At 67.3% G+C, this 9,574-nt stretch carries 11 protein-coding genes; 4 read left to right on the top strand and 7 right to left on the bottom strand.

Features of this window, described 5'->3' with window-relative positions; genetic code table 11:
- Positions 1-54 precede the first annotated feature (54 nt).
- Positions 55-1,533, top strand: a complete 1,479-nt coding sequence (locus BST15_RS20155; RefSeq protein ID WP_046191151.1) for an HNH endonuclease signature motif containing protein — start codon at positions 55-57, stop codon at positions 1,531-1,533.
- A 120-nt stretch (positions 1,534-1,653) separates the two neighbouring features.
- Positions 1,654-1,959: a CDGP domain-containing protein gene (locus tag BST15_RS20150; RefSeq protein WP_046191150.1), complete on the top strand. Its 306-nt coding sequence runs from the start codon at positions 1,654-1,656 to the stop codon at positions 1,957-1,959.
- 6 nt (positions 1,960-1,965) lie between these two features.
- On the opposite strand, the gene BST15_RS20145 is transcribed toward BST15_RS20150, so the two are convergent.
- The 7 genes from BST15_RS20145 to BST15_RS20115 form a co-directional block, all read right to left on the bottom strand.
- A complete protein-coding gene (locus BST15_RS20145) occupies positions 1,966-2,367 on the bottom strand; it encodes a flavodoxin family protein (protein WP_083071148.1) in 402 nt (133 codons plus the stop codon).
- Between the two features lie 50 nt (positions 2,368-2,417).
- Positions 2,418-2,834, bottom strand: a complete 417-nt coding sequence (locus tag BST15_RS20140) for a hypothetical protein (RefSeq protein WP_276037299.1) — start codon at positions 2,832-2,834, stop codon at positions 2,418-2,420.
- Positions 2,835-2,884: 50 nt separating this feature from the next.
- The gene (gene dapB / locus BST15_RS20135) at positions 2,885-3,622 is read right to left on the bottom strand and encodes a 4-hydroxy-tetrahydrodipicolinate reductase (RefSeq protein ID WP_046191148.1); all 738 of its coding nucleotides are present in this window, start codon (positions 3,620-3,622) and stop codon (positions 2,885-2,887) included.
- A gap of 66 nt (positions 3,623-3,688) precedes the next feature.
- Entirely contained in the window at positions 3,689-4,693 is a 1,005-nt protein-coding gene (locus BST15_RS20130) for an alpha/beta hydrolase (RefSeq protein ID WP_046191147.1), read from the bottom strand.
- A gap of 37 nt (positions 4,694-4,730) precedes the next feature.
- Positions 4,731-5,807, bottom strand: coding sequence for a PDR/VanB family oxidoreductase (locus BST15_RS20125; protein WP_046191146.1), 1,077 nt, complete (start codon positions 5,805-5,807; stop codon positions 4,731-4,733).
- Between the two features lies 1 nt (position 5,808).
- Positions 5,809-6,747 carry an alpha/beta fold hydrolase gene (locus tag BST15_RS20120; RefSeq protein WP_046191145.1) on the bottom strand — a complete coding sequence of 313 codons (939 nt, stop codon included), beginning with the start codon at positions 6,745-6,747 and terminating at the stop codon, positions 5,809-5,811.
- Between the two features lie 37 nt (positions 6,748-6,784).
- Positions 6,785-7,702 carry a metal-dependent hydrolase gene (locus BST15_RS20115; RefSeq protein ID WP_046191144.1) on the bottom strand — a complete coding sequence of 306 codons (918 nt, stop codon included), beginning with the start codon at positions 7,700-7,702 and terminating at the stop codon, positions 6,785-6,787.
- Positions 7,703-7,973: 271 nt separating this feature from the next.
- On the opposite strand from BST15_RS20115, the gene BST15_RS20110 reads away from it, so the two are divergent.
- Both BST15_RS20110 and BST15_RS20105 read left to right on the top strand, forming a co-directional pair.
- Entirely contained in the window at positions 7,974-8,273 is a 300-nt protein-coding gene (locus tag BST15_RS20110; RefSeq protein WP_046191143.1) for a PE family protein, read from the top strand.
- 20 nt (positions 8,274-8,293) lie between these two features.
- On the top strand, positions 8,294-9,460 hold the full coding sequence (locus BST15_RS20105) for a PPE family protein (protein WP_052751533.1): 1,167 nt from the start codon (positions 8,294-8,296) through the stop codon (positions 9,458-9,460).
- Positions 9,461-9,574: the final 114 nt, after the last annotated feature.

Here is a 9,574-nt window from a genome sequence, read left to right as displayed (position 1 = left end):
AATCCAGGTCGTCAGCTACATCGACTACACACCCGTAGCGACCCTAGGGAACATATGTTCGATGTTGGGTTGCCCGGGCCGGAGTCGCTGGACGCCGTGGGTGACAATCTGCTGGTAGCGGCCATCACCGAGTGGTCCGCCGTGGAAGCCGCCGCCGCGGCGCGCCGGTTGGCCGCCATCGCCGAGTTGGTCGCGCGGCGCACCCAAGGCCCCGCACTGGATCGCTCGCGCTGGGCGTGCGACAACTGGGACGCCGCGGCCGCCGAAGTGGCCGCCGCCGAGCACATCAGCCACGGTATGGCCTCCGGGCAGATGTATCTGGCCTCGGCACTGCGCGAACGACTGCCCCACGTGGGCGCACTGTTGGCCGACGGCGTAATCAGCGTGCGACTGGCCACCACCATCTGCTGGCACACCACGTTGATCACCGACCCGCAGGTACTGGCGCTCGTCGATGCCGAGCTGGCGGCGTTGGCCACCTCGCTCGGCCCGCTGTCGGCTGCCAAGACCGCGGTCGCCATCGACACGCTCATCGACCGCCACGACCCAGCAGCGGTGCGCCGCGCCAGCACCAGTGCGCGCGGACGTGAGGTGGTGATCGACAACGCCAACAGTGAGTCTGGGGTCACCGGGTTGTGGGGCCGACTGTTCGCCGTTGACGCTGCCGCACTCGATCAACGTTTAGATCAGCTGGCCCGCAGCGTCTGCGACGACGACCCGCGCACCCTGGCCCAGCGCCGCGCTGACGGCCTCGGCGCCTTGGCCGCCGGCGCGGACACCCTGGCTTGCGCCTGCGGCAAACAGGACTGCCCGGCCGCAGTTGGCGTCGATGCCCGCGCAGCCCAGGTCGTGGTTCACGTGGTTGCCGAGGAGACCGCCCCCGAATCGGAGCCGGCCGCCGAACCTTCACGCGGGGCCGCCACCACGTCAGGGCGCATCATCGGCGGAGGCAGTGTGCCTGCACCCGTGCTCGCGGAACTCATCCGCAGTGGGGCCACCGTGACACCCCTGCGCCACCGGGCCGAAGGCGAGAACAGCTATCGCCCCTCAGCGCGATTGGCAGCATTCATTCGAGCCCGCGACATGACGTGCCGATTCCCAGGGTGCAATCGACCGGCGACGTTCTGCGACATCGACCACGCCATCGCTCATCCCCACGGCCCGACACATCCGGCAAATCTTCGTTGCCTGTGCCGGAAACATCACCTGCTCAAAACCTTCTGGATTGGGTCCGGGGGCTGGAGCGACCGGCAGCATGCGGACGGCTCGATCGAATGGACCTCTCCGACCGGCCACACCTATCTCACCCGACCGGCAAGCCAGCTGCTGTTCCCGGCCCTGTGTCGGCCAAACCCGCCTCCATTCGCCGCAGCAGCCAGGAACCCGCCACCCACCGAGCGCGGCGTCATGATGCCCACCCGTAGACGCACCCGGGAGCAGGACCGCGCTCACCGCATCAGTGCCGAGCGTGCACTCAACGCTGACTACGCAGCCCAGGTGATCGCTGAACGCAACCAGCCGCCGCCGTTCTGAGTGCGGCGGTCCGCCCCACCTTGGGCTCGGCCCCACGGTCGCACGGCGCAGACAACCTGCCCAGCCGCGGGTCGATCCGGCGTAGTCTCTCGACAGCAGCACAACGAGAAGGGGTCGACTGTGAAGCGCTACCTCACCGGGGGCCTCGCTACGGCATTGATGGCCACCGGGCTGGCGGCCGGGTGGCTGATCGCCAACGCGCCCGCAGCACAGGCAGGGTGCCAGGACAATCCCCTGCTGTTCTTCTCCACCGCTCAGAAGTGCGATGGCCCGATTCAGCCCGACGGCAGCTGGCAGCGCTGCGTCATCTACTACTACGAGCCCCCGAAATCACCCCCGTCGCAGCAGGACTGCCACTCCATGGGGCCCGGCCGGGATTACCCGTTTCACTCCTTCTACATGCCGGAGAACCACATCGACCCGTAGTGGGGGTCAGCCCATCAATTGGGCGGCCACTGTCGCCCCGAGCTCCCAACACGCTTCCAGGTCCGGCTTGCCGGGCTTGCCCGAAATCGCCACGTAGTCGGCGGCTTTGACCCATCCCAGGCCGGTTGTGATGGATTGGACGGCCCGCTCAGCGCCCTCGGTGCCTTCGTTGCCGTGCAGGTATAGGCCGTAAGGCCTGCCGCGGGTCGAGTCCAGGATTGGGTAGTAACAGACGTCGAAGGCATGCTTGAGCGCACCGCTGATATAGCCCAGGTTCGCCGGAGTGCCCAGCACGTAGCCGTCGGCGGCCAGCATGTCGCTGGCCGACACCTCGAGCGCGGCGCGGCGCACCACCTCGACCCCCTCGATCTGCGGATCGGTGGCCCCGGCCAACACCGCCTCGAACATGGCCTGGCAAAAAGGCGACGGCGTGTGGTGCACCACCAGCAGCGTCTTGCTCACTGCTGTGCCTGCAAGGCGACCGCGGTCTTCATGGCCTCACGGGCGCGGCGACGGTCCCCGGCGAACTCGTACGCCCGGGCCAGCCGATACCAACGCCGCCAGTTGTCGGGATCGGCATCGAGTTCGGTGTGAATCGTGTGGAACAGGGCATCGGCGGCATCACGTTCGATGCGCCCCGACGGCCGCCGCGGCAAGGCGCCGGCGTCGAGCTCCATCCCGTCCTCGGCGATCAACCGCGACAGGCGCTGGTGGGCGAAACCGTCACGCAGGGTCGCGATCATCGCCCACACTCCCAGGAAAGGCATGATCAGCAGCGCCACCCCCATCCCGATCGCCGCGATCGATCCCGAGGTGATCAGGAGCACCGCGATCCGGCCCAGAAACACCGCGTACATCAGCAGCGCCAGACACATGAAGGCGAGAAGGACCTTCACTCGGGCAGCCGGTGACACCGTGATCACGCCTACTTCAGGTCGAGGAGCGGCTCGATGCCGATGGTGAGCCCGGGGAATTCTGCGACTCGACGCACCGCCAGCAACACTCCGGGAACGAACGAGGTCCGATCGATGCTGTCGTGCCGGATGGTCAGCGTCTCCCCCATGGTGCCGAACAGCACCTCTTGGTGGGCGACCAGCCCGGCCAATCGGACCGAATGCACCGGCACCCCGTCGACATCCGCGCCGCGAGCTCCGGGCAGGCCCGTACTGGTGGCGTCGGGGTTGGGCGGCAGCCCCTTTCGGGCTTGCGCGATCAACTGCGCGGTCCGAGTCGCGGTACCCGAGGGCGCGTCGGCCTTGTGCGGGTGGTGCAGCTCGATGACCTCCACCGATTCGAAGAATTTGGCGGCCTGAGCCGCGAAATGCATCGAGAGCACCGCACCGATGGCGAAGTTCGGCGCGATCAGCACCGCCGAGCCGGGCTTGGCCTCCACCCAGGAACGTACCTGGGCGAGCCGCTCTTCGGTGAAGCCGGTAGTGCCCACGACGGCGTGAATACCGTTGTCGATCAAGAACTTCAGGTTGTCCATCACGACGGCGGGATGAGTGAAGTCGATCACCGCTTGGGTGCCGCTGTCAGTCAACAGGTCCAGCGAATCACCGGCGTCGACCGCGGCCGACAGGGTCATATCTTCCGCGGCCTCGACCGCCGCAACCATGGTGGCGCCGACTTTGCCCTTGGCTCCCAGCACTGCTACCCGCATGGCTGCCACCCTATCGGGGACTGCGAGCGCGGCGAAGCCGGGCGCCCGGCGTAGCGAGGACTGCCGTTACGACACTTCCCGGCGTGCCTGGCCGGACTCACCGGGATCGGCAAGGCGCTCGGCGACGAATCGGACCATCAGCTCAAACGCAGCCCGACTTTCGGGCAGGAACCCGAACAGCGCCGGGAACGCGTGCACCTGCTGCGCCCACAGCTCAAGCCTGCTGGAGCGGCCCAGCTCCAGCAGGGCGGCGTGTAGCCGCTCGTTGTCGCAGCGCAGGATTTCCGACTCGGCGGCAATCAGCAGGGCCGGCGGCATGGTCTCCAGTCGGCCATTGATCGGAGACAGATCGTGGCGCATCTGCGGCAACGGGCACACATGGTCGACGAGGTCCGGCAGCGCGTCGGCTATGCCGAAGGCGTCGGTGTCCATGTTCGGGTGGGTGCTGCGGGCCGTTCCCTCGAGTTCCAGCAGCGCCGAGATCCCGATGACCCCGGCCGGGGCCGGCAACCCTTCCTGCTGGGCGCGGAGCGCGGTGGCGAATGTCAGAAAGCCTCCCGCGGAGTCTCCGGCGATCACCGTCTTGGCCGGGTCGGCGCCCTGTTCCAGCAGCCAACGGTAGGCACTGACGCCGTCCTCCACCGAGCCGTCCACTCTCACGACAGGAAATTGCCGGTAGTCGACGTGGACGACCGGAAGCCGGGTCCGCCGGGCCAAGGTCGCCACGACGTGCAGGTGGGTGTCGAGACCTCCGGTGAAGAACCCGCCGCCGTGGAAGTACAAGATGGCACCCTCGCTCAGCGGGGCGATGCAATCTGCCCTGCGAACGATCTCGACGGGAACCCCCGTCGCGAGATCACGGGTGAAGCGGATCCTGAAATGCGGTCGCAGCCGTTGCAGGCGGGCAACGGTGTTGGTGCGACGGCCCAGCTGCTCCAACATGCCGGGCATGGCCTCTGGGCCCCCACGGCGACTGATCCACCGCACCAACCGCGGCATTATGGCCGCAAAGACCGCGTAGATGATTCTGGCCCGCCAACTCGCGCGATGGACCTGAGCAACACCAGACATCCGGGCAGTCTAGAACGCTTCGGCACGACGCGGGAGTTCACGCGTCGATGACGATGCGTCCCTGGCTGGCTCGCGAGACGCACACCAGCATCTCGTCATCGGCCTCCGCGGTGCGCCCGCGCCGTTCGACCTGACCGTCGAGGACCTTCACCTTGCACGTGCCGCAGAAGCCCTGTCGGCAGGAGTACGCGGCGGTCGGATCGACGTCGAGCATCACGTCCAGCGCGGAGCGGTCCGCGGGGATGGACAGGACGCGCCGCGATCGCGCCAGTTCCAACTCGAAGGGCACCCCGTCAACCACCGGCGGCGGACTGAATCGCTCGTAATGCAATGGCGCGTCGGCATGCTCATTGCGCGTGACGCGCACGGCCTCGAGCATCGCGCTGGGCCCACACACATAGACCGCGGTCTGCGGTCCTGCGCCGGCCAGCAGCTCGTCGGTCCCGGCGAAGCGCCCATGCTCGTCGTCGGCCCACACCGTGACCCGTTCGGGGTCGACGGCAAGCACCTCGTCCAGCAGCGGCATATCGGCTCGGCTGCGTCCGGCATACACCGCGCGCCAATCGATTCCGCGGGCGAGGGCCTCCCGCAGCATCGGCAGCATAGGCGTCACCCCGATCCCGCCGATGACGAACAGCACGTCGCTCTCACCGGTGCCCAGGTAGAACGCATTGCGCGGTCCTTCGAACAGCAGCGTGTCGCCTTCGGCGTAGGACTCGTGCATCTCGATCGAGCCACCACCGCCGTCGTCGAGCCGGCGCACGGCGATCCGGTACTCGGTACGACGGCCGGGCACACCACATAGCGAGTACTGCCGCCGCCGGCCCGAGGGCAGCTGGACATCGATATGGCCACCCGGTGTCCAGTACGGCAGCAGGCCGCCGTCGGGGTCCGCCAGGGTCAGGGCCACCACATCGCTGGTCAGCATCTCCCGCTTGGTGACTACGGCCGAGATCGTCCGGGATACCGGGACAACGCGGGACGGCTTCCACCGCGATAGCGCCGCGGCGCCGCCGATGACGGTGATCGCCGCCCAGAGGGCGTTGAACAGCCGGTCGTGCTTTCGCCGGCCGTACAGATCAGCGGGGCGCGATCTCCAGATCTGTCCAGCCACGTCAGGCGTGCCGAACGCCGGGACCGGACGCGCCGGCCACGCTCTGCTGCACCCACTCGTCGGTGAGCCGGGCGATCACCTCGGGGTGATCGATCACCACCCAGTGGCCACCGTCGATGTCGACGACGCGGTGGTGGGGCGCGATCGAACCGGTGAAACGCTGCAGGGCCGGGCTGACGAACACATCCAGGCGGGGCGCGAGCACCTGGACCGCGACCTCGGTCGTGGGCAGTGGGCGCGCCGGGCGCAGGAAGGGACCCGGCATGTTCGCCCGGTACAGGTTGAGGCCGTTGACGTAGTCGTTCTCGGCCCGCGGCATGGTGGGTTGTGGCCTGCCGGATCGGCCGATGCGATCCAACCAGCCCAGGACCCTCACTCCCAGTCCAGAGCGGAATGCAGCCTCGGGAACCCGCGGCGTCAGGAACAGCCAGATGTAGCTTGACTCGAGCAGCTGCCTGACGACGTCGCCCAGCGTGCGCAGGTTACGCGCCGATCGCAGGAACCGGCCCGCATAGTCCAGGTGCGGGCCTGAGATCGATGTGTAGGAGCCGACATTGGCCGCCACTGCGCTGTCGGTGATCGCGGCCCAGCCCTGGATCGAACCCCAGTCGTGGCCCAGTAGGTGAACCTGCTCGATCCCCTGCTGCCGCAGGTGCTCTATCACCGCGGCGACGTCGGCGATCAGGGCGGGAAATCGGTAGTCCGACCGGTTTGGCGGCGTCGACGACGTCCCCGCCCCGCGCACGTCGTACGCGACGATGTTGTAGCGATCCGGGTGCTGCTCGATGAGCTGGCGCGCAACGCCGTCCCAGACGTGATGGTTGTCCGGGTAGCCGTGGATCGCGAGGATGGTCGTCCGCTGCGGGTCCAGGTCGGTATAGGCGTGGACGGCCAGGCTGACACCGTCGGCGGACGTCACAGTGGTGGTGGCAGGGGGCATTGCAGGGGACTCCTTGAGGTTCGGCCGCGGTACTGCGTCAGTGCGTGGCGCGGGCAGCTGGGGAAACGGCCAGGTAGTTGACCGCCATCTCCACGCCGCCGAGTTGGGCCGGATGGAAACCGGGGCGGTAATAGGAGGCGATCGCCGGCAAGAATTCGAAGGGCGAGGGAACCAGCCCGCGGCGCGCCGCGATGAACCAGTCACGCCAGCGCGGCTTGGTGCCCGGCGGCACGAGCGGGTCCACGGTGTACATGTAGCGAAGTCCGCGCACCCACATCAGCAGCATCAGCGGTGTGACGGCCAGCTGGGTGCGGACCTGCCGCAGGTACCCGGCCCGCAGGTGCTTCATCACGTCGAACGCGACGGCCTTGTGCTCGACCTCTTCGGCGCCGTGCCAACGCAGCATGTCCAGCATCACCGGATGCGCCCCGATCTCGTCCAGGGCGGGGCTGTCCAAGATCCACTCCCCGAGAATCGCGGTGTAGTGCTCGACAGCGGCAACCAGTGCGATCCGTTCCAGCAGCCAACGCTGTTGACGACGTTCACTCCAGTGCGGCCGATCGCCCAGCAGTTTGGCGAACAGCCAGCTGATCTGGGAGGTGAACGGCGACATGTCCACGCCGCGGGCGGCCAGGTGGTCCACGACTGCGGTGTGGGCCTGGGAATGCATGGCCTCCTGGCCGATGAATCCCTGGACGTCGAGCCGCAGTTGGTCGTCTTTGATCAGTGGAAGTGCCTGCTTGAACACCTCGACGAAGAACTCCTCGCCGGCCGGCAACAGCAGGTGGAGCACGTCGCAGAAGTGGGTGACGAAGGGCTCGCCGGGCACGTAGTGCACCGGTAGGTCCGACCAGTCGAATCCGACATCGCGGGCCTGCAGGACGATGCGCTCGTGGTCCAGGCCCCCCTGATCGGGCGAGTGCGGGCCTGCCGCGGTGTCGTCAACGCTGAGCATCCAGACCTCCTTTTTTGACAAATATACGTCAAATGTCAAGAGGATCGGCGGCCGTCGACGCGGGGCGTCAGACGCCGATTTCCGGTGCGGCCAGCAGCACCTGTTGTTACGCCCAAGTTACTAAGTGCGCGCACTGTTGCGTCACGGTTACATTCTCGGGCTCCCGTTTAAGAGACTGTTAACCAGCTTGTCCTCCAAGGCAACTGACAGGAAACCTCAAGGGCGTCCCCAGCCGGTGTCCCCAGCCGGCCAATTTATGAGGAGAAGCCCATTGAGTTTCGTAGCCGCACAAACCGAAGAACTCAGGACGGCAGCCGACAGTCTGGGCGGTACCGGCCTCGCACTCGCAGCCCAGAACGCAGCAGCTCAAGCTCCCACCACCGGCGTTGTCCCCCCGTCCGCCGACGAGGTTTCGGCGATGACCGCGGCGCGATTCGCCGCCCAAGCCCTGATGTATCAGCAGGTCAGCGCTCAAGCCACGGCGATTCACGAGATGTTCGTCGCCACCCTTGCCTCCAGCAGTAACTCCTATGCGGCCGCAGAGGCCGCCAACGCCCTCGCGGCCGGTTGACGACAGAAGGCGTAGACAAAATGGATTTCGCAATGCTTCCGCCGGAGATCAACTCCGGACGTATGTACGCCGGGCCTGGCGCGGGGTCACTCCTGGCCGCAGCGACGGCCTGGGATGAACTGGCCGCCGAACTACACCTCACTGCAGCCAACTATCAGTCGGTGATCTCCGGCCTCACCAGCGGAGGGTGGCAGGGCGTCTCGTCGACCCGCATGGCCGCCGCCGCCGCGCCGTACATCACCTGGCTGACCGCCACCGGGGCACAGGCCGAGCAGGCTGGCGCACAGGCCAAGGCCGCGGCCGCGGCCCACGCCGCAGCGTTCTCCATGACGGTGCCGCCACCGGTGATCACCGCCAACAGGGCACAGCTGGCGATGCTGGTCGCGACCAACTTCTTCGGCCAGAACGCCCCGGCCATCGCCGCAACCGAGGCCATGTATGCCGAGATGTGGGCGCAAGACGCCACGGCGATGCTCGGCTATTCGGTCGCCGCAGAGGCGGCGTCGCAGATGGCGCCGTTCGGGCTGCCCCCGCAGACAGCAAACCCGGCAGGCACAGCAGCGCAGGAGGCGGCCACCGCCCAGGCGCTCGGGCAAGGCACCGCACAAGCCGCGGTCAACGGGGCGATGGAGGCGTTGCCGGGTGCAGCGCAATCGACCATTCCCCCAGTCATCGCGGACATTCTCGCCGATCTCGGGGCGTGGGGCGCCTCTCCGATTGGAACCGCTCTGAGCCTCACCATCATCGCGGCCTTCATCCCGGAGTACTTGATCGCCGGCGCCGCACTTCCCTCCCCCTTCGGCTTGGAGGCCGCGTCGCCGATGTCGATCGCGGCAGGTGTACCTCTCGGTCTGGCACCGACGTTGGCCGCACCTGGGTCGGCAGGTCTGGCCTCGGCCACGTCAGCGTCAGTGGGTAGCGCACAGTCGGTCAGCGGCTTGTCGGTGCCCAAGGCCTGGGCCACCGCCGCCCCGGAGATGCGTTTGGCAGCAGCCGAAGTCGAGGCGCCCAGCGTCGTGGCCGCCGAAGGCTTCGGTGGCGGGATGCTCGGCGGGATGCCGCTGTTCGGTGGCGCCCCGTTGATGGCGATGGGCGGACGTGGCGCCAACGGTCAGTACCGCGAGAACAAGTCTGTGGAGGAAGCCAAGCGAAAGGCCGTCAAGGGAAGACGATCAACCATGTGGTGAGTGCGCCACCCGATCTGTAGACATCAATTTCACAACAAGGAGACAAGACAGTGGCTACACGTTTTATGACTGACCCGGACGCGATGCGTTCGATGGCGGGTCGTTTTGATGTGC

Origin of the sequence: Mycolicibacter arupensis (assembly GCF_002086515.1) — a bacterium.
Taxonomy (GTDB): domain Bacteria; phylum Actinomycetota; class Actinomycetes; order Mycobacteriales; family Mycobacteriaceae; genus Mycobacterium; species Mycobacterium arupense.
This window is presented reverse-complemented; position numbering and strand designations above follow the sequence as displayed.